Annotated in this window: 20 protein-coding genes and 1 pseudogene; 2 read left to right on the top strand and 19 right to left on the bottom strand. The window is 35.7% G+C overall.

What is annotated here, in order from left to right:
- Positions 1 to 96 precede the first annotated feature (96 nt).
- From AB1284_RS05045 to AB1284_RS04985, 13 genes and pseudogenes are all read right to left on the bottom strand, one after another.
- On the bottom strand, positions 97 to 1,479 hold the full coding sequence (locus tag AB1284_RS05045; RefSeq protein ID WP_429751178.1) for a putrescine aminotransferase: 1,383 nt from the start codon (positions 1,477 to 1,479) through the stop codon (positions 97 to 99).
- Positions 1,480 to 2,973: an aldehyde dehydrogenase family protein gene (locus tag AB1284_RS05040; protein ID WP_429751180.1), complete on the bottom strand. Its 1,494-nt coding sequence runs from the start codon at positions 2,971 to 2,973 to the stop codon at positions 1,480 to 1,482. It abuts the gene before it with no gap.
- Positions 2,974 to 3,565: 592 nt separating this feature from the next.
- The gene (locus tag AB1284_RS05035; RefSeq protein ID WP_429751182.1) at positions 3,566 to 5,695 is read right to left on the bottom strand and encodes a sigma 54-interacting transcriptional regulator; all 2,130 of its coding nucleotides are present in this window, start codon (positions 5,693 to 5,695) and stop codon (positions 3,566 to 3,568) included.
- 134 nt (positions 5,696 to 5,829) lie between these two features.
- Positions 5,830 to 6,078, bottom strand: coding sequence for a hypothetical protein (locus tag AB1284_RS05030; RefSeq protein ID WP_336482651.1), 249 nt, complete (start codon positions 6,076 to 6,078; stop codon positions 5,830 to 5,832).
- Positions 6,079 to 6,105: 27 nt separating this feature from the next.
- Complete coding sequence (locus AB1284_RS05025) at positions 6,106 to 6,396, bottom strand: SAV0927 family protein (protein ID WP_429751184.1); 291 nt, start codon at positions 6,394 to 6,396, stop codon at positions 6,106 to 6,108.
- Positions 6,397 to 6,420: 24 nt separating this feature from the next.
- The gene (locus AB1284_RS05020; protein ID WP_429751186.1) at positions 6,421 to 7,716 is read right to left on the bottom strand and encodes a Glu/Leu/Phe/Val family dehydrogenase; all 1,296 of its coding nucleotides are present in this window, start codon (positions 7,714 to 7,716) and stop codon (positions 6,421 to 6,423) included.
- A 219-nt stretch (positions 7,717 to 7,935) separates the two neighbouring features.
- Positions 7,936 to 9,285: an APC family permease gene (locus tag AB1284_RS05015; RefSeq protein ID WP_429751187.1), complete on the bottom strand. Its 1,350-nt coding sequence runs from the start codon at positions 9,283 to 9,285 to the stop codon at positions 7,936 to 7,938.
- Between the two features lie 510 nt (positions 9,286 to 9,795).
- The gene (nrdF, locus tag AB1284_RS05010) at positions 9,796 to 10,764 is read right to left on the bottom strand and encodes a class 1b ribonucleoside-diphosphate reductase subunit beta (protein ID WP_429751188.1); all 969 of its coding nucleotides are present in this window, start codon (positions 10,762 to 10,764) and stop codon (positions 9,796 to 9,798) included.
- 198 nt (positions 10,765 to 10,962) lie between these two features.
- A complete protein-coding gene (locus AB1284_RS05005) occupies positions 10,963 to 11,913 on the bottom strand; it encodes a ribonucleotide reductase (RefSeq protein WP_429754348.1) in 951 nt (316 codons plus the stop codon).
- Between the two features lie 383 nt (positions 11,914 to 12,296).
- Positions 12,297 to 13,424, bottom strand: a pseudogene (locus tag AB1284_RS05000) (ribonucleotide reductase N-terminal alpha domain-containing protein); the annotation flags it as partial.
- Positions 13,411 to 13,770 carry a class Ib ribonucleoside-diphosphate reductase assembly flavoprotein NrdI gene (nrdI, locus tag AB1284_RS04995; RefSeq protein WP_336482646.1) on the bottom strand — a complete coding sequence of 120 codons (360 nt, stop codon included), beginning with the start codon at positions 13,768 to 13,770 and terminating at the stop codon, positions 13,411 to 13,413. The gene nrdI and the pseudogene AB1284_RS05000, both read right to left, overlap by 14 nt.
- Positions 13,771 to 14,330: 560 nt before the next feature.
- Complete coding sequence (locus AB1284_RS04990) at positions 14,331 to 14,645, bottom strand: hypothetical protein (protein ID WP_429751189.1); 315 nt, start codon at positions 14,643 to 14,645, stop codon at positions 14,331 to 14,333.
- 77 nt (positions 14,646 to 14,722) lie between these two features.
- Entirely contained in the window at positions 14,723 to 14,917 is a 195-nt protein-coding gene (locus AB1284_RS04985; RefSeq protein ID WP_429751190.1) for an abortive phage infection protein, read from the bottom strand.
- A 170-nt stretch (positions 14,918 to 15,087) separates the two neighbouring features.
- Here AB1284_RS04985 and AB1284_RS04980 point away from each other — a divergent pair, with 170 nt between their 5' ends.
- Entirely contained in the window at positions 15,088 to 15,645 is a 558-nt protein-coding gene (locus tag AB1284_RS04980; RefSeq protein WP_429751191.1) for a GNAT family N-acetyltransferase, read from the top strand.
- Positions 15,646 to 15,715: 70 nt separating this feature from the next.
- Here the strand turns inward: AB1284_RS04980 and AB1284_RS04975 are convergent, their stop codons facing one another.
- A complete protein-coding gene (locus AB1284_RS04975) occupies positions 15,716 to 16,315 on the bottom strand; it encodes a histidine phosphatase family protein (protein ID WP_429751192.1) in 600 nt (199 codons plus the stop codon).
- Positions 16,316 to 16,373: 58 nt separating this feature from the next.
- Positions 16,374 to 16,532, bottom strand: coding sequence for a hypothetical protein (locus AB1284_RS04970; RefSeq protein ID WP_429751193.1), 159 nt, complete (start codon positions 16,530 to 16,532; stop codon positions 16,374 to 16,376).
- Between the two features lie 250 nt (positions 16,533 to 16,782).
- On the opposite strand from AB1284_RS04970, the gene AB1284_RS04965 reads away from it, so the two are divergent.
- Complete coding sequence (locus AB1284_RS04965; protein WP_429751194.1) at positions 16,783 to 16,968, top strand: YkvS family protein; 186 nt, start codon at positions 16,783 to 16,785, stop codon at positions 16,966 to 16,968.
- Between the two features lie 46 nt (positions 16,969 to 17,014).
- Here the strand turns inward: AB1284_RS04965 and queF are convergent, their stop codons facing one another.
- Genes queF through queC form a run of 4 tightly spaced genes read right to left on the bottom strand, consistent with a single transcriptional unit; the run spans position 17,015 to position 19,407 of the window.
- A complete protein-coding gene (queF, locus tag AB1284_RS04960) occupies positions 17,015 to 17,512 on the bottom strand; it encodes a preQ(1) synthase (RefSeq protein WP_035435424.1) in 498 nt (165 codons plus the stop codon).
- A gap of 29 nt (positions 17,513 to 17,541) precedes the next feature.
- Complete coding sequence (gene queE / locus AB1284_RS04955) at positions 17,542 to 18,258, bottom strand: 7-carboxy-7-deazaguanine synthase QueE (RefSeq protein WP_429751195.1); 717 nt, start codon at positions 18,256 to 18,258, stop codon at positions 17,542 to 17,544.
- Positions 18,251 to 18,745, bottom strand: coding sequence for a 6-carboxytetrahydropterin synthase QueD (gene queD, locus AB1284_RS04950; protein ID WP_429751196.1), 495 nt, complete (start codon positions 18,743 to 18,745; stop codon positions 18,251 to 18,253). Before queD ends, queE begins: the two co-directional genes overlap by 8 nt.
- Positions 18,745 to 19,407, bottom strand: a complete 663-nt coding sequence (gene queC / locus AB1284_RS04945; RefSeq protein WP_020061893.1) for a 7-cyano-7-deazaguanine synthase QueC — start codon at positions 19,405 to 19,407, stop codon at positions 18,745 to 18,747. The genes queD and queC overlap by 1 nt, the downstream gene beginning before the upstream one ends.
- Positions 19,408 to 19,459 lie beyond the last annotated feature (52 nt).

The raw sequence follows: 19,459 nt of genomic DNA, 5'->3' as shown, positions 1-19,459 counted from the left end.
TTCTCCTCCTATAGTAAAAACCAGTAAAACCAATTAGAGTGAACATAAGCATGGTGGTTTTACTGGTTTATTTTTACACGTTACTGTATAGAATGATTATTGTACTTTTACTTGTGCTAACACTGATTCGAAAGTATTGATTACCATATCTACTTCTTCATAACTAATTGTAAGAGACGGTTCAATACGAATTGTTTTTGAATTAATTAACGTTCCTGCAACAAGGATGCCTCGATCAAACATTGCCTTCGATACTTCATAACCAATTTCATCTTTATGGAATTCGATACCAATCATTAAACCTTGACCACGAATTTCAAATACTTTGTCTTCGTGTCCTTCCGCAGCCTTTTTCAACCCGTTTAAGAAATACTCTCCAACTTCCGCAGCTCGTTCTGGTAATTTGTCTTCCAATAATACATGGATTGTTGCAATTGCAGCAGCACATGCAAGTGGATTTCCACCAAACGTTGTTGTATGCATAAATGGGTTCTCAAACCAACTTTTAAATACTTTTTCTTTGGCAACAATTGCACCTGCTGGCATGACACCGCCGCCAAATGCCTTCGCAAGACAAATAATATCTGGTACTACATCATATAATTCTGCAGCAAACATTTTCCCTGTACGTCCCATTCCTGTTTGCACTTCATCAAAAATAAGTAAGGATCCAAATTCATCACAAAGCTCTCTTACTTGTTTCAAATAATTTTCTGGAGGTAAAATAATACCGCCTTCTCCTTGAATTGGTTCTAAAATAACAGCTGCAACATCTTCTCCTACTAATGCACACGTTTCAAATGTTTTTCTCATCATCTCGATATCGCCAAATGGAACGTGACGGAATCCTGGAATTAATGGTAAGAACGGCTTACGGAACATTCCTTTTGCTGTTCCAGATAAAGATCCAAGACTCTTACCGTGAAAAGCACGTGTTGTTGAAATGAAAGTTGTTCGTTCGCTGTACATTTTTGCTAGTTTTAATGCTGCCTCTACACTTTCTGTCCCGCTATTTGTAAAAAAAGCATATTTCAAATCACCAGGTGTAATATCTGCTAGAATCTTCGCAAGAATCGCACGGAGTGGATCTAGTAAATCCTGACTATGCAATGCTTGACGCTTTAATTGATCCGTTACAGCTTTTACCACTTTCGGATTACGGTGTCCAACATTATAAATCCCGAATCCACCTAAACAATCAATATATTTTTTACCATTGATATCCATGAAGCAAGATCCTTCATCAGACCATTCTACTGCTGCAAATTGCCCATCTTTTGTTACTGTTTTTCTATATGCAAGAAAACCAGGATTGACATGCTCTCTAAACCCATCTACTGTTTCTTTTTGAATCCAGTTAGCCTCTTCTTCGGAGACCTTTTCTTTTTCAATTAATTGCAGTACTTTCGTAATATAATCATTTACATTTGAATTGTTTACATCCTGCTCATTGAATTTATTTTCTACATTCGTTACCATTTATTTCACTCCTATAGTCTTTTTATTTGCAAACCAACCAATTGGTTCTACTTCTAGATTTATATTAATCTGCTTAATTTCTTGGAATTCTTCTAAACCAAACGTTCCTAAACTACGACCGATACCACTTTGCTTATATCCACCCCAAGGCGCCTCGTTGTATGTTGGATGATAACTATTAATCCACGTAATCCCTGCGCGAAGCTTGCGGATTACGCGCATTGCTTTTGCGCCATCAACTGTAAATACGCCTCCGGCTAAACCGTAATCTGTACGGTTTGCCAGCTCAATTGCTTCCTGTTCATCCTTAAACTTTTGGATAACTACAACAGGACCAAAAATTTCTTCCTGCACAATACGCATATCAGGTTTTACATTGACAAAGACTGTTGGTTCAATAAAGAAACCTTCACCTTTTCCACCCGTTGTAATACGCTTTCCTCCGCAAGCAATTTCTGCTCCTTCGTCTTTCCCAATCTCAATATAGCGTAATACTTTTTCCATATGTTCTTGACTAACAAGTGGGCCCATCTCTGATTCTGGGTTATCACCAGGTCCAACATTAATTTGCTTTGCACGTTCTACGAAACTACTAACAAATCTATCGTAAACGCTTTCTTCTACAAGGATTCTTGATCCTGCTGAACATACTTGTCCAGTACCTGCATAAATACCAAACAAAGCATAATCAACAGCAGTTTCAAAATCTGCATCTGCAAAAATAATATTTGGAGATTTCCCGCCAAGTTCTAGCGAAATCTTTTTCATATTATCTGCCGCTGTTCTCATAATGTGTTTTCCAGTTTTCGTTCCACCTGTGAAAGAAACCATATCTACTTTGCCGCTTGCTGCAATCTCATTTCCTACTATTGGGCCAGCACCCATCACCATATTCGCAACACCTTTTGGCAATCCTACTTTCTCAAAGATTTCAAATAACTTTGTTGCAGTGATTGGTGTAACCTCAGACGGTTTAAATACAATCGTATTTCCAGCCGCTAAAGCAGGTGCAATTTTCCATACACTCATTAATAACGGATAATTCCAAGGAACAATTAATCCACAAACACCAACTGGTTCTCTGACTACCATAGCTTGCATTGGATCAGCTACATGATATGTTTGTCCATCTGGTTTTGTAATAAGCCCAGCATAATAACGGAAGCAAGCTGCCGCATCTCCAACATCGCCCTCTGCCTCGCGATGTGTTTTTCCATTATCCATTGTTTCAAGACGTGTAAGTTCTTCCTTATTTTTATCAATTTCATCTGCTATTTTAAATAAATAAGATGCTCTTTCAGCAGCGGATGTTTCTGACCAAATTCCGCTATCAAAAGTCGCTCTTGCCACTTCTATTGCTTCTTTTGCATCCTCGATCGTTCCTTCAGGCGCATATGCGATAACCTTGCCATTTGCAGGGTTAATAATAGGTCGTTTCTCTTGATTACTAGACTCTCTCCATTCACCATTTAGATACATTTTTAAATCTAGCATTATATATAATCCCCCTTTGTCGATCGTTCATATATTATATAAGCAATAATTGTGCCAACATTTAAAATACCAAGTAATCATACAAAAACTGACTATTTATTCAAATAAAGTGAAACTTCCTTCACCAATCGGGCGCATACTAGCAGTTATCCCCCATCTATCTTCTGTAGAAAAGCGGAAGCGGCTCGCCCAGAATCGCAGGACGCCCGCGCACCCGACAGAGAGGTACTTTTTGCCTCGTCCGAGGGGGCGAAACAACCGGAGATTCTAGCCGCTAGAGCTATACAATTTTTTTCTCTGAATCTTAATGTGGGGGTCTTACTGCCCGCGAATAGCGGGGCAAAATGTAATAACCTATGCAAAAATGCATAGATTATTACATTTTGCATAATTACAACAAAAATAAAGTGAAACTTCCTTTTGGAGCGCTCTTCTCCAAAAGGTTAGTCGAACCAATCGGGCGCATGCCAGCAGTTATCCCCCACCTATCTTCTTCACTTCTCTCTTAATCTTGAGATAGGGGGCTTACTGCCCACGAATAGCGGAATAACAAAGAAAAAGGAGTAGTCCATACAAACTTCTCCTTTCTCTTTTAGAAATATGAAATTGTATCAACTGCTATTTCTTTTTCGTTCATAATTTTTTGATATTTACGACTAACTGAAGATTGACTAATTCCAAGAGCTTTTGCGGCCTTCGTCGTTGTTTTATACTGCTTCATCGCAAGTAAGATTAATTGCTCTTCTACAGAATGTAATGCTTCTTGTAATGGTAAGACCCTTGTAATAACTGGCTTTGATTTTTTAAAGTCATAACCAGGGGTTAAAAATTTGCTAACAAATTCAGCTTCAATAACTGGCTCATCTGCTGATACTACTAAACGTTCAATCATATTTTGTAATTCTCGTACATTTCCCGGCCATGAATAAAATTCTAGTAAATTCAGTGCATCAGAAGTTAAATGGTAGTTTTTGTTATATTTTTCATTTAATTGTTGTAAGAAATGAAATGCGAGTACTGGAACATCTTCCATTCGTTCCCTTAACGGAGGAACTTGCAATGGAATTACATTTAAACGATAAAATAAATCTTCACGGAACGTACCAGCTTCCACCATTTTTTCGAGACTTTTATTTGTGGCTGCAATAATTTGAACGTTTATTTTCGTAGGTACCGTGCTTCCGATTGGAATTACTTCTTGCTCTTGTAACACCCTAAGTAATTTCACTTGCAAATGTAAAGGCATTTCTCCAATCTCATCCAAAAATAAAATTCCTTGATCGGCTCGCTTAAAATATCCCTCTTTTCCATTTTTATCAGCACCGGTAAAAGCACCTTTCGTATATCCAAACAGTTCACTTTCCAATAATGATTCTGGAATTGCACCGCAATTTAATTTTAAAAACGGCTTTGAAGAGCGATTTCCCAGTTGATGAATGGCTTGTGCAATTACTTCTTTTCCAACACCCGATTCTCCAGAAATAAGAACATTAGAAGAAAAATCAGCTATTTTTTTAGCTTGATTAATAATTTGTTCCATTTTCGGACTACAATAAATAAGTTTCTTAAGAAAACGATCTTTATTTTTAAAGTTGTCCAATTCCTTCTTATATTGTTCAGATATCTTTTTCATCTCATGCAATTCCGTCTTTAATCTCGTTGCCTCTGTAATATCCCTTGATGCAATAATAATACGATGCAGTTCTCCAGTTTCATTAAACACAGGGTTTCCAACCGCTAATATTTTTCTACCACTTTTTGTTTCTTGTACAACCGATACCTTTTTCTTTTGTTCTAGTACTAAACGAGTAACAGATGGACTAAATAAACCTTTTCGCTCTAAATCTAAAAGATTTTTCCCTAAAAGATCCTTTAAATCTCCCCCCCAAAAATCATTGATAATGGTTTCACTATAACGAATTAATTCCCCTTTATGATTAACTACTAATATTTCATCATAAATACTAGATAAGATTGCGTTTAAATCTTTATTTAAATCCTTTATATGTTCAATTTCCATGGCCATATCCTCAACCATTGGTAAATCTTGTACAATAATAACCATTCCTTCAATACTTTGATCGAGGCTAGGAATCGGGCTGTAATCAACTAATACTCCCATCTCATTTGTTATTTGTAACTGATTTAAAATCGTTTTCCCCGTTGCATATACATTGTTAATATGTTCCCCATTAAAAATCTGTTCTGCTGGTACATTCAGTACTTTTTCAGAAGTAGACTTAATCATCTTTAAACCAGATTCATTACAATTTACAATTTTCTTTTCCCTATCTACCACAAAAATCCCCATAGGAATAGACATTAAAATGATTTTTAGTATATCTACACTTTTATTTTCTTGCTTAAATAATTCTGCAAAAACATCCTCTCTTCTTATGTATCCTTTTAACTCTCCTATTTCATTTTTCACAATCGCAATAGGCGCCCCAATAATTTGAAAGAGAGCTGTTAAGGAAATAATTTTGCTAAGGTGACAGATTGTATCTAGTGAAACAGCATTTGAAAGTAATGCCCCGGCAGTTAATTCCTCATTTCGTGATAGCAGATCCTTTACATGGACGTATGCAAATAATTGATCATCCCTTTTTAAAAACAGAAAAGGTTCTTTTATATTTGTAACATCTATATTCCATTCCTTTTCAGGTTGATCAATAGGTAGAGAAACAATCTGTCTAATTTTTTTATGAGCAATGGAAAACATTCCGCTACCCCTCCTTTGAGCTACTTAACTTGTATTGTATCACTAAAAACAGATTTTTTTAATTAATCTGATAATAAACTTTATTTATTAAAAAAAGGAAGATGAATGCTTCCATCTTCCTTTTTGTCCTCTAATTAGTCACTACCACCAATTAAAATATCTTCTTGAATATAAGCTAATACCATCCCCGGAATTACCTTATCTCCTGCTTCTACTTCTAAAGATTGTACTTCTCCACTACATCCCATTTTAATTACTTCCAGCTCACCATTCATATTTTTAATAGCAAACAGTGGTTCCCATTCGTAAATTCGAGAGTCCTTATCAATAGCCACTTTTTCAACCGTTCCATAGCACGGGCTCGTAACGATCTCATAAAACAAAATGAATCATTCCCTTCTTTTATTCTATTAATATTGTTCTGCCAACATTTGTGGCTGAAGAATCATACGGAAAAAACTTTGAAAATCTTCTACATCTTCTACTTCAATTTCTAACTTAGGTGCCCAATATTGTTCCTGTTCAATATCTTCTTGACTTAATAGAATCATTCTTCCATTCTGAATAGAAGTAACCATTGCTTTTCCCAAAAATTGCTGTGAATACGTAACGGCTATATCATATCGATGACAATTCGACACGATACAATAATAACCGATCGGTTGTCTCTCAATTTCTTCTAATAAAATATCAAGCTTCATTTTATTCCTCCCTTTGTTAAAAGGTTAAAAATGCAACCAACCTCTTAGGCGCGATGCCTCTACAATCTTACGAACTCCCTCTATATAAGCGGCAATTTTCATATTTACTCCAAAATGTTTTGAAGTATTGAATACATCAGAAAAACTAGATGTGATTTTCTCCTTTAAGCATTGGTCGACATATTGTTCTGTCCAATAATACCCTTGGTTATTTTGACACCATTCAAAATAAGAAACTATAACACCTCCAGCATTTGCCAAAATATCTGGAACAACCAAAATGTCTTTCTCTTCTAACATTGCGACTGCCTCTTTTGTTGTCGGACCATTTGCGGCCTCAATTACAATCTTACATCCAAGTCTTTCTGCATTATGTTTTGTAATCACTCCTCCAATTGCTGCTGGAATGAGTACATCACATTCTTTTTCTAACAACTCTTGGTTAGAGATCGTTTTACTAAAGAGGTTTGATACTACTCCAAACGAATCTCGATTTTCTAGTAAATAAGGAACATCCAAACCATCTGGGTTGTAAATGCCACCTAAAGCATCAGATACTCCTACCACTTTCACACCAATATCATATAAATATTTTGCTAAATAACTTCCAACGTTTCCAAACCCTTGAATGATTACTCGCATATTTTGGAGTGGAATATGTTTCATCTCACTCACTAACTGAAGTGTATAGAATACTCCTTTAGAAGTAGCTGTTTCCCGCCCTTGTGATCCTCCTAGCATCAATGGTTTTCCAGTTATAAAGCCTGGGGAATCAAATTCTCTAATATGATCATATTCATCTAGCATCCAAGCCATAATTTGAGCATTTGTATACATATCAGGGGCTGGAATATCTTTAGTAGGCCCAACAATTTGGCTCACTGCTCTTACATAACCGCGACTAAGTAACTCTAGTTCCCTAGAACTCATCTCCTGCGGATTACAAATAATCCCGCCCTTTGCTCCTCCATATGGAAGACCCGTTACTCCACATTTCAAGCTCATCCAACCGGCAAGTGCTTTTACTTCCTCAGCTGTAACATCTGGATGAAATCGAATACCACCTTTTGTTGGCCCTGCTGCATCGTTATGCTGGGCACGATACCCTTGAAATACTTTTGTTCTTCCATCATCCATTCGAACAGGAATACTTACTTCTAAAAAGCGCATCGGCTTTTTCAGAAATTCGAATACTTCCTCTGGATAACGTAAAATCTGGAGCGCCTCTTTTAATATAGACTGAAATTCCTCTAAAGGATTTTCAATCTCAACTTTTCCCTGTATAGATTGAGTTGTATTTTTTTCTGATTGAATTGCCACGATAACACCTCATTTATATATTTTTACTAGTTTTATAAAGCAATAATCGTGCCAAATAAAAATATAATGTTTATATTCCCTTTTCAGCCCTCTCTCTGGCACTGATTTACAAATTTTCTCTCGTTCTTTATGAATTGTTGAATGGCTTATGCAATATTGCATGATTTTAAAATCTCCAAAATAAAAAACACCGGAAAAATTCCGATGTCTTTTGTTATTTTACATTTCCTGTACTTCTTCAAAATGCATTTGCGGTGGAGCTGATCGAAACATGTTCGTAACATATAAAAGGTAACCAATTCCAATAGCAGCCCAGCTAAGTCCAAGAATAAGCGAATTAATATTGAGATTAAACCATAACACAGCTACTGTACCTGCTCCTAAAATAGGCAGAACTAAGAAATTAAAAAAGTCTTTTACTGTTTTATATCTTTTTTGCTTTATCACATAGTAGGCAATTACAGATAGATTAACAAATGTAAATGCAATAAGCGCTCCGAAGTTAATAAGAGATGCTGCTGTTTCTAAATCGATAAATATAGCGGAAAGTGAAATAATTCCTACAATAATAATGTTATATACGGGAGTTCGCCAGCGAGGATGAATGTATCCGAATATCTTCTGCGGGATTACATTATCTCGCCCCATTACGTATAATAATCGCGACACACTTGTATGAGAAGCTAAACCTGATGCCAATGTTCCCATAAATGTTCCTACTAAAAAGAAAGTTTGAAATAATTTTCCGCCAACGTATAGCGCGATTTCTGGTGCTGCCGATTCTTGATCTTTAAATAGGGATGCATCTGGGAAAAAAGATTGTGTGAAGTACGTAGTAACAATAAATAAAATTCCGCCAATTAAAGCGGTAAGAAAAATAGCCCGAGGAATTGTCTTCTTCGCGTTTGGTGTTTCTTCCGAAAATGTAGTTACCGCATCGAAACCTAAAAATGAAAAGCAAAGAATTGTGGCCCCCACAACTAACGATGATATGTGTATATCTGATTGAAAAAACGGCTGAATGGAAAAAACTTCTCCAGTTCCTTCTCCTGCTATCAATCCTTTTATAACAAGAAATACAAACACAACCATTACTAATATTTGAAACACTACTAAGAATGTATTGAAATTAGCAGTAACATTAACACTAATAATATTTACTAGCGAAATCAGTAGGACAAATCCAACAACCCATAACCAAGAAGGAACACTTGGAAAAAGTGCGGACATATAAATCCTCGTTAATAGCGCATTTACCATTGGTAAAAACAAATAATCCAATAACGCTGACCATCCAACAAGAAATCCAAGCCTTGCACTAATTGTCTTCTGGGTATAAGTATAAGCAGATCCCGCAGTCGGAAAAACCTTTACCATTTTGCCGTAGCTTGCAGCTGTAAATAACATTCCTGCTAATGCAATAAGATAAGCTGCTGGAACATGCCCGTCCGTTTTGTCAGAAACGATTCCAAATGTATCAAACCCCACCATCGGTGTCATATACCCGACACCTAGCATGACAATTGACCAAAGTCCTAATGAACGTTTTAAACTAACTTCTTTTCCCACCTATCATTCCTCCTACTTTCTCTATCTAATTTCCATGTAAAGTTTGATAATTAAACAGAAAACGCTTTCAATAAACCGTGTATATGCTATATCGCATTCCAAACCCTCCTTTTCCTATTTTTTAAATATTCATGCAATTTTTGAGCCAAAAATTTCTTGCTTAAAAAATAGAGAAGATAAGCCAATTTTCACGCTTCAAAGATAGAGCAGGTAAGATTATTTTCTTTACATTTTTTGTTGGTTTTTTATTCATTTTGACATAACTTATTCAGTCTCTCATACCACTTACATACACGTGAAGTGAAACTTTAATCAGTCGAAACATAACAAATTTATCCTGCATTAACGAGCAGTAAGACCCACCCCAACATTCAGAGAGAAGCGAAGAAGATAGGTAGGGAATAACTGATGGAAGTTTCACTTTATCACGAAATAATAACATTATGTAAACTATTTACACACAAAAAAAGCTGCCTTTATATGAAAGACAGCTTTTTTCAATCCTATCTATTAAAAATCAAATACGAAATCATCATCTGATAATTTTTCAACATTTGTTGCTTTTACATAACCATTCCCTTTTACAGAGAAGAAATCATGGTTTTTCGTATCTGTACGTAAACCGTTTAATACGATTGGGTTAATTTCTTCTTCTTCAAAGTGTGGTTCTAATCCTAAGTTCATAAGCCCTTTATTCGCATTGTAACGAATAAAACGGTTCACATCTTCCACAAGACCAATAGATGTATAAATTTCTTCTGTGTATGCTGTTTCAACTTCGTACAGCTCCACTAATAAATCCATCGTTTCTTTTTGTACTTCTTGTTGTTCTTCAGTAGAAAGCTCTGCAAAAACTTGCTGTGCTAAAATACCAACAAATACACCGTGAATGGACTCATCCCTGATTATCAAGTTGATAATTTCACCACTCGCCGTTAATTTTCCTTGCCCTGCTAAATACAGCGGATAGAAAAATCCACTATAGAACAAATAACTTTCTAAGAACACACTTGCTACCATTGCCATGTATAGCTCTTTTTTTGTTACTTGAGGTTTTAATAAACGACGGTAGTAATTTGTAATGATACTTGATTTTTTCACAAGTAACGGATGCGTATCTACCCATTCAAAGATTTCATCAATTTCTTCTTCACTTGCTAATGTCGTAAAAATGTGACTGTAGCTCTTCGCATGTACTTCTTCCATTGCTCCCATGAAAGCTAATACACTTTTTGCTTGTAAGTTCTCAAGATGCACAAGAATAAGAGGCATTCCCTCGCCGCCTTGCTTCGTATCAAGGAGCGTTAAACCACCTAGTACGCGCTTATACGCTTGTTGTTCTTCCTTTGATAACTGCACCCATGTATTTTTGTCAGAAGAAACAGCGATCTCCTCTTCTGTCCAAAACTGAGCGATGTTTTGCTTCCAAAACATTAAACTAAAATCGTCTTCTTTCTTGTTCCAGTTTACCGCGCGCATTGAATCGCCCCTTCTTTATATTGTTACATTGTCCTAACGTACGGTAAAATTTCCATTTCATAATGAAAATCTAACCGTGCGTTAGAACGCAAATTTAATAACTAAGCATGAGCAGGGTGTTTCTGCCCCTGCTCATGATGATACTTTATAGTAAATACTACTTGTACAATTTGTTTCTTCTCTTTCAAAAACAACTCATCATACCGTACAAGCTACACACTCTTCAACGCTTAACTTACGTGTTCTTGTGTAATACAGGCTCTTCAGTCCTTTTTTATGAGCATAAATATAGTAACGTGCTAATTCACGTGTAGAAATATCGCTATTTACATAAAGAATTGTACTAATCCCTTGGTCAATATGCTCTTGAATTTCTGCAATTAAATCAATCAATTTAAACTGATTCATATCGTAAGAAGATTTATAATACCAGAACGTATCTTTTGATAAATACGGCATCGGATAATATGTCGTTGCATTTGCATATGTTCTTGACTCGATTTGACTTACGATTGGCATTACACTTGAAGTTGCATTTTGAACATAGCTAATCGATTGTGTCGGAGCAATAGCTAAGCGATATGAATTATATAAACCATGCTTCTGCACTTGTTCTTTTAAGTTTGTCCAGTCTTCTTTTGTTGGAATTTGGATTCCTTCAAATAACTGTTGTACTTTCTCAGTTACTGGACTGTAATCTGTTGTTTCATACTTCTCAAAGTATGTTCCTTTTGCATAATCCGACTTATCGAAGTCTTTAAATGTTTCGCCCTTCTCTTTCGCAATCTCCATACTCTTTTCGATGGAGTAATAGTTAAGCATCATAAAGAATGTACGAGCAAATTCTTTTGCTTCTGCGCTTTCATAACCAATTTTATTTTTCGCTAAATAACCGTGTAAGTTCATCGCTCCAAGACCAACAGAATGAAGCTCATCATTTGCTTTTTTCACAGTCGGTGCGTTCGGAATAATTGTCATATCAGAAACAGCTGTTAAAGCTTCCATACCTGCATGGATCGCTTCACGAATTTCTTTATTCTCCATCACGTTTACGATGTTTAACGATCCTAAGTTACAGTTAATATCACGGCGGATAATGTCATCTGTACCATAATCATTGATTTCTGATGTTTCTTGTAACTGGAAGATCTCAGTCTCTAATGTTCAACTGAGGTCGCTACTCTCAGCCCGTTGCTTACACAACTGCTGTATGTCACCATACAGGACAGACTATATCATCACCTACAGCATAACCTGATTAGGTGCTCCGCTTTTCGAACGCCAATCACTTGCGCTCTACTCCCATATAGGATAGTCGTTAGGCTTTTATTTACCTTAGTCTTTCAGAAAGTCTCTTATCATTTCATGCTGTATTTTTTAAATTGTACTTATACAAAATGATAAGATACCCTCTGAATAAATTAACTTATTCTAAGATAAAATTTAGCACGGTAGGTTACCTCATTTTTGAGGCTTTCCCCGTTTAACGGAGTTTTCGACTAGTATTTCTACTAGAAGGTGCTACATAGTTAACACAAGTTAGACATCTTCACAGTTCCAATATCCTTTAACGGATGCTGCTGATTCGCATTTGATTTAAACATTAAGTATGGATAACCAGACTCAAGCTGAATCATTGCGATTTTAATAAGCATATCACGTGCGCTAATATCAAGTGGTTTCTTTTTGATATTCGGATTACTCATCAGTTCATCATACATTTCATCAATATCGATATCATCTAAATGTTTTCCGTACTCTTTATACACTGTATAAGGTGCGAAAACATGAAATGGTTCGTTTTTCTCCGCAAGCTCAAAGAACTTGCTTGGAACGATAATTCCGATTGAAAGAGATTGAATACGGCTCTTCTCGTCGGCATTTATTTTTTTTGTATCGAGGAACTCAATAATATCCCAATGGAAAATATTTAAGTATACTGCTCCAGCACCTTTTCGTTGGCCCAACTGATTCGCATACGAAAACGAATCTTCAAGTAATTTCATAACCGGCACTACACCGCTTGCCGCGTTCTCGATGCCTTTAATTTGTTCACCGCGCGCGCGCAGCTTGCTCAAGTTAAGCGCTACACCGCCGCCGATTTTTGATAACTGCATCGCCGTATTAATGTTAAATCCAATCGAGTTTAAACTATCATCCATCTCTAACAAGAAACAAGACACCATTTCTCCTCTTCTGCTTCTTCCCGCATTTAAAAAGGTTGGTGTCGCTGGTTGATAGTTTTGTTTTACAATCATACTTGCGAATTGTTTCGCCTTCTCAACATTTCCTCGTCCTAAGTATAACGATACAATTGCCACGCGATCAGGATAACTTTCTAAGTATTGTTTTTGATCATTCGTTTTTAACGCGTAATCTTTATAAAACTTAGATGCTGCCATATAAGATTGAAACTCAAACTTTTCGCCGTATGTGATTTCGTATACAGCTTCTATCTCGCCCATCTTATACTCACTTAACACATCATAGTAGTAATCGTTCTCCAACATATACTTGATGCGTTCTGCCACGCTATCAAAATGAACGGTATTCTCTTGCGCCTCTTCCATAAAGACTGCTAGTGCCTCTTTATCTTTGTGCAGCTGATAGAATCCGTCCTGCATTTGCGTGATCTCATTATTTAATTCAATGTGTCGCAATCTCCAGCACCCTCTCTTTAAAAAATTCTACATCTTTATTTGTTCCAGATAACTCAAATTTCGATACAATCGGCACTTCATATCTCGTTGCAATCTTGTCTGCACTTGCCCCAAACATATCTCCCCAATTGCGATTTCCGCTTGCAGATACTCCCTTTAAGCGTTCGTGATTACGTTCTAAAAATTTTAAAACACGTTCTGGCACATTTCCAAAACCTGTTGTGTACGTAATAAGGATAAATTCTTCGTCTAATACGAGATTTTCATTAATTTGAACGGCCGGCATATTTAATTTATGGATGAAACGCTTCACATTTCCTGTCATAGAATCATATGCAACTAACATCTCCGACCCTCCTCTTACATCTTTTCACATCATGTTCGTTCTCGATGATTTCTCTATATATTGTATTACTTTTTAAAAAAGGACACAAGATATATGTATAATTTCTTTCTTTTTAAAAATTTATTTTTTCGACAGAAAAAGCCGATCTTTTTACAATACAAAGAATATGAAACAACATTCTAAAACGCATGTCAATAAAGTGTATTTCAAAAAAGTTGTCAACGGATTTACCCATGTTTTCAAAAAAGTTAACATTATAAAATTGTCAAAAAAAGAAATATACCTACGAAATCTATTTTTCGTTTGTCAAAAAAAAACGAACAGTTTCCTTACTAGAAACTGTTCGAAACCGGTTACACATTTTCTATATTATACCCCTCTTACTTAAAAAACAGCTACATTCAAATAAGAGATTTTCTTTTCAATATTCGTTACTAAAAAACTCACAATCTATCCTTTTTTCGGTACACTATTAAAAATATTGCTGTTTCCTTTACAACGAAAAGGAGAAAAATGCACAGCGTATCCTAGACATAAGCACGCGCAAAAGACAACTCCTATTAACTATTTTCCACGCGCACAATGTCCTTCACAAATATATGATAGAAATTTTCATCTTTACATTGCATCGTAAAAATAGGTGATTCTTCATCGAAATACGCAATTGTACCTTTAACTTTTTGAATAGAATTTTGAAATTTAGCTACTACAAGCACATTTTGTTCTTGTTCATACGCTGTTTTTAGTTGTTGAATAATCTCCTTCGTTCGCTTTCGTTTTTCAGGAAACATAACCATCCCAACAAATTTCCTTCCTTCCTCATCTTTCCAAAAATAATCCCAATGCGGAAGTATTCCTTGCTTAAACTCTCCCATGCAAACTCCTCTCCTTTCTCTTTATCCGACTCTTAACGAGCAATTTTAAGCCGTCTTTTTTGATAGATAATTCTTAATTACGAGCGCGGTGTTTCCAAATATGTATAAATGATTTTCCCACCGTGCTGTGCGTTACCTCGAAAATGTTTAAAATCTTCCCGTTCTACTAAAACTTGGCGAAATGCATAAAACACTTCTTTTGCTACAACATATTCTTCTATTTCTTTATTTTTAAGTTGATCTAAAATCACATTTACTTGTTGTTTATCCATACCGTTCACCTCTCTGTATTACTTTTATTTTACGATTTTTCCCAAATATCGACAATACACTTTTCTAATACAGTTAACAAATTATCCCGCTATTCGTGTGCAGCAAAACCCCACCACTGATAGAAGTTCCATTTTATGATACAATAAAATGGACAACCAGGAGGGATAACATGATTCGGAAAGCAAAACAAACAGATACTAAAGCAATATCTCCTTTATTGTACAACGCACTGCATGAAGTTGCTGAAAAATTAACAGGTGGTACAAATGAAACCGAAGTTCTAGAAGGTTTAGAGTATTGGTTTACAAAAAAACAAAACCGACTCAGCTATGAAAATTGTTTCGTTGCAGAGCGTGATGGAGATGCAGTTGGTGTTATTATAACCTACCATGGAAGTGAAGCAACAAAGCTAGATGCTCCAATTGTAAAACGATTACGAAAAATGAAACAAGATTCTTCTATTATATTAGAAAAAGAAGCCGAAGAAGATGAATATTATATCGATACCTTGTCTGTTTCATCTGCATATGGCGGACAAGGTATCGGTTCAAATTTAATTCTTACTGCTGAAACACACGCCAAAGAAAAAGGGCATGAAAAAGTTTCATTGTTAGTAAATCTAGAAAATAAGCCTGCATTTTCTCTCTATAAAAAGCTTGGTTATAAACAAGATAATACAATTATGCTTGTAGGCGAACCATATGCTCATTTAGTTAAGTGTGTATAATAGAAAGGCACAATCATGAAATAATGATTGTGCCTTTCTATTATACACGAAGCATTACATCTATTTTATTTTATGTATACGTTACAAATATATTTCCTTCCATTACTTCGCGAAAAGTATAAATTGTACACCCCCACGGTTTCGTCTGAAACAGCAGCGGTCCATGCCATCCTCGAGTACGCAGCTCCTTACCAATCATCGTATTAAAATAACTATGTCCAATCAGGGCAACTCGCTGATATACGTTTGCATATCCAACTAATACATCCGCTGCTTGCTTCGCTCTTTCTTGTACTTCTGAGTATGATTCAACATCCTTCGAATAACCGATCATCCAAAATGCGCGCCCTAAAGACATCCATACTTTCGGTTTACACTTTATCCATTTTGGCACAGGTAAAATGGAAGGAACAGCAGCTTCACGAAAAAGTGGATTCTGTATAAAAATAATATTATTAGTCAACATTGTTGCTGATTGAACAGCTCTTTTTTGATCACTTGCCACTATAAACTTGGAAGCTTCAATGACTTCGAGCGTTTTACTTGGAATGTCTATGTCTTTCATAATATCTTCATTCTCATATCTTTGCAGCCATTCTTGAAATTCTCGTACTGTCATCGCTTTTTTGTGAACACTAGAGCGTCCATGATTTATGAAAGAAATTTGCATCTTTCTCACTCTCCGTTCAACATGTTTCACATTATATTATTACAAATCCATGTATGTCTCATTCAGTACTCCCATCTTCATGGCTAGAAAAAGAAGATACACCATCAACTCCCTCATAGTATATGTATGTTTCATGTTCTCGAATCATTTTTAATTTCGTATATGCAAACAGAAATAAAATAATAGCTATCAAGCTCCCCACAATCTCAAGTTCCATTTTATCGCCCCCGTTTCATTATACTCCCATATATTCATCTTACAATTATAAATATGAGTTCCTTACATTCATGTTACAAATATGAATATAAGTTTCTTACTATGAAATTCTTGTGAAAAATTAGTATTTTTTTCAAAAAAATAGCATGGAAACATTTACAAAAGATGAAATATCGTTCAAAATAAAGAAAAATACAAAAAGAACGAATCTTGTTCTCTTTTTCGTAAAAATGTAACAAGGAGAGTTGCTTATGAAAATCGCGGAAGCTGGAGATATCATTGAATTCAAAGACGGTTTACAAGGGCGCGTTCAAAAAGTAAATAAAAACTCTGTTATTGTAGATATAACAATTATGGATAATTTTAGAGATTTAGATATGGAACCGCTTACTGTTGTCAATCATAAAAACTATATAATTATTACACAACATGTATAAAATACTAGAAAAGAAGAGACAGCCTACAAAGCTGCCTCTTTTTCCTTTAGCGATTATCTACTGTTTCTGGATATAAATCATGATTCATTAAACGATATTCAGCCATTTTTTCATATTTCGTGCCAGGGCGTCCATAGTTACAATATGGATCAATAGAAATACCACCACGTGGTGTAAATTTACCCCATACTTCGATGTAGCGTGGATCCATTAGTTTGATTAAGTCATTCATAATTACATTCATGCAATCTTCGTGAAAATCTCCATGATTACGGAAACTGAATAAATATAACTTTAACGATTTACTCTCTACCATTTTTTGCTCTGGAATGTAGCTAATGTAGATTGTCGCAAAATCTGGTTGTCCTGTTTTCGGGCATAAGCTTGTAAACTCCGGACAATTAAATTTTACAAAATAATCACGATTTGGATGATTATTATCAAACGTCTCTAAAATTTCCGGGCTATATTCAAATAAATATTTTGTATTTTGATTTCCTAGTAATGTTACATCTTTCAAATCTTCATCTTTTCTTCCAGTCATCTTAAAATCTCCCTTCATTCATACAGTACTTATACACCGCGTTTATTGCCCCATACTAAAGCGTGAAGTTGCGGTAATACTTTCGCATCATTCATTTCCTTACATTGCATTGCTTTGTCAATGAGCCATTCATATTTTGTAAGTAGACGTTGAATTAACGATGTATCGTCTGTTGTCTGTGTATCATCATTTCCAACTTGTAAGAAGAACGGAACGTGCGGATAACGTTCATGCACCTCTTTTGCGTATGCAAAATCTCGATCGTCAAATACAACCACTTTTAAACTAAATTCCTTTCCTTCTAGCTTATCGATGATTGAATCCAACATAACAAAATCCGTTGTCATCTTTGAACTCGGTGGCTTTGGTGAGATTGTCACCTCATCTATATGAAGTAACCAATCTTTCCATTTACTTCCTTGCGTTTCAATTGCTGTACGAATCCCTTTCTTTTTTAATAAAGAAATCAATTCTCCTAAATGTTTCAACAACGCTGGATTCCCACCTGAAATCGTTACATGTGAGAAATTTTCACCACCAATTTGCACAAGTTCAGAAAAAATTTCTTCTGGCGACATTTGACGAATTTGCTCTTTCGCAGAACCGTCCCATGTAAATGCAGAATCACACCATGCACAGCTATAATCGCAACCTGCTGTGCGAACAAACATTGTTTTTTGTCCAACAACCATTCCTTCTCCTTGAATTGTCGGCCCAAAAATCTCTAATACAGGAATGTTACTCACCCATCATCCACTCCCGTCTTACTTCTGCATAACTTGTTGGTGTTTCAAATAAGCGCACAAACTCAACACGCGCTCCTTTATATTCATTTTGTCGATCACCTTTTGTTAGTGCCTCTTCCATTTTCTCGAAAATCCATACAACCATATTTTCAGCAGTTGTATTCATTGCTGGAAGTGTTTCATTTAAGTAACGATGATCTAAATATATTTCAATTTCATTTTTCCAAATTTCTTTTATATCACCAAAATCAATCGCTAGGCCAATTTCATTGACATAACCACTAATTCCGAAAATTACTTTATACGTATGTCCATGAAGGTTTTTACATTTCCCTTCATAACAGTGTAGATGATGTGCAGCATCAAACGTAAATTCTTTACTAACCATAACACGCTTATTATGATACTTCAGTTGCTTACACTCAATGTCTTGACCTATTTTTTGTAAATTTTCAACAATGCGAAATCCAAAGAAGTTTTGTGTCATTATGCTTTCGCTCCTTCACGCTCTTGTACATATTTATCAAGTCCTGCTTTACGAAGCTGACACGCTGGACATTCACCGCAACCATCACCAATAATCCCGTTATAACAAGTTAACGTTTTTTCACGGACAAATTCAAATGCCCCAAGTTCGTCTGCTAATTTCCACGTTTCCGCTTTATCAATCCACATAAGTGGTGTATGAATAACGAATGGATAATCCATCGATAAATTTAATGTAACGTTTAACGATTTCACAAACACATCACGGCAATCTGGATACCCGCTAAAGTCTGTTTCACACACACCTGTTACGATATGGCGTGCCCCTACTTGTTTAGCTAACACAGCCGCAAACGATAAAAACAATAAATTACGTCCATCCACAAATGTCGACGGCAACTCGCCATCTTCATGTGTTATTTCCATATCTGTACGCGTTAACGCATTAGGAGCAAGCTGATTTAACAGGCTCATATCAAGTACAGTATGTTTCACACCTAACTCTTTTGCGATTTCTGCTGCACAGTCAATTTCGAGCTTATGACGTTGATTATAATTAAATGTCACTGTTTCTACTTCTTCAAACTGTTCAAGCGCCCAAAATAAACATGTTGTACTATCTTGACCGCCACTAAAAACAACAACTGCTTTTTCCTTTTTCATTTCACTCATTCTCCTCTTTTTTCGATTACAAGAAGAAAGAGCGTTCTTGAAC

This window comes from Bacillus sp. S2(2024) (assembly GCF_050474045.1).
GTDB lineage: Bacteria > Bacillota > Bacilli > Bacillales > Bacillaceae_G > Bacillus_A > Bacillus_A yunxiaonensis.
Note: the sequence above shows the minus strand (reverse complement) of the source record. Positions and strands in the feature narration are given on the sequence as shown.

Coding starts and splice junctions, on each gene's coding strand:
- queD (WP_429751196.1), bottom strand. CDS start 18,745: ATGACACAAAACTTCTTTGGATTTCGCATTGTTGAAAATTTACAAAAA.
- queF (WP_035435424.1), bottom strand. CDS start 17,512: ATGACTGGAAGAAAAGATGAAGATTTGAAAGATGTAACATTACTAGGA.
- AB1284_RS05040 (WP_429751180.1), bottom strand. CDS start 2,973: ATGCTAGATTTAAAAATGTATCTAAATGGTGAATGGAGAGAGTCTAGT.
- AB1284_RS04980 (WP_429751191.1), top strand. CDS start 15,088: ATGATTCGGAAAGCAAAACAAACAGATACTAAAGCAATATCTCCTTTA.
- AB1284_RS04990 (WP_429751189.1), bottom strand. CDS start 14,645: ATGGGAGAGTTTAAGCAAGGAATACTTCCGCATTGGGATTATTTTTGG.
- nrdF (WP_429751188.1), bottom strand. CDS start 10,764: ATGCGCGCGGTAAACTGGAACAAGAAAGAAGACGATTTTAGTTTAATG.
- queC (WP_020061893.1), bottom strand. CDS start 19,407: ATGAAAAAGGAAAAAGCAGTTGTTGTTTTTAGTGGCGGTCAAGATAGT.
- AB1284_RS04965 (WP_429751194.1), top strand. CDS start 16,783: ATGAAAATCGCGGAAGCTGGAGATATCATTGAATTCAAAGACGGTTTA.
- AB1284_RS05025 (WP_429751184.1), bottom strand. CDS start 6,396: ATGAAGCTTGATATTTTATTAGAAGAAATTGAGAGACAACCGATCGGT.
- AB1284_RS05035 (WP_429751182.1), bottom strand. CDS start 5,695: ATGTTTTCCATTGCTCATAAAAAAATTAGACAGATTGTTTCTCTACCT.
- nrdI (WP_336482646.1), bottom strand. CDS start 13,770: ATGTTAGTTGCATATGATTCTATGACAGGAAATGTGAAGCGTTTCATC.
- AB1284_RS04985 (WP_429751190.1), bottom strand. CDS start 14,917: ATGGATAAACAACAAGTAAATGTGATTTTAGATCAACTTAAAAATAAA.
- AB1284_RS04975 (WP_429751192.1), bottom strand. CDS start 16,315: ATGCAAATTTCTTTCATAAATCATGGACGCTCTAGTGTTCACAAAAAA.
- AB1284_RS04970 (WP_429751193.1), bottom strand. CDS start 16,532: ATGGAACTTGAGATTGTGGGGAGCTTGATAGCTATTATTTTATTTCTG.
- AB1284_RS05045 (WP_429751178.1), bottom strand. CDS start 1,479: ATGGTAACGAATGTAGAAAATAAATTCAATGAGCAGGATGTAAACAAT.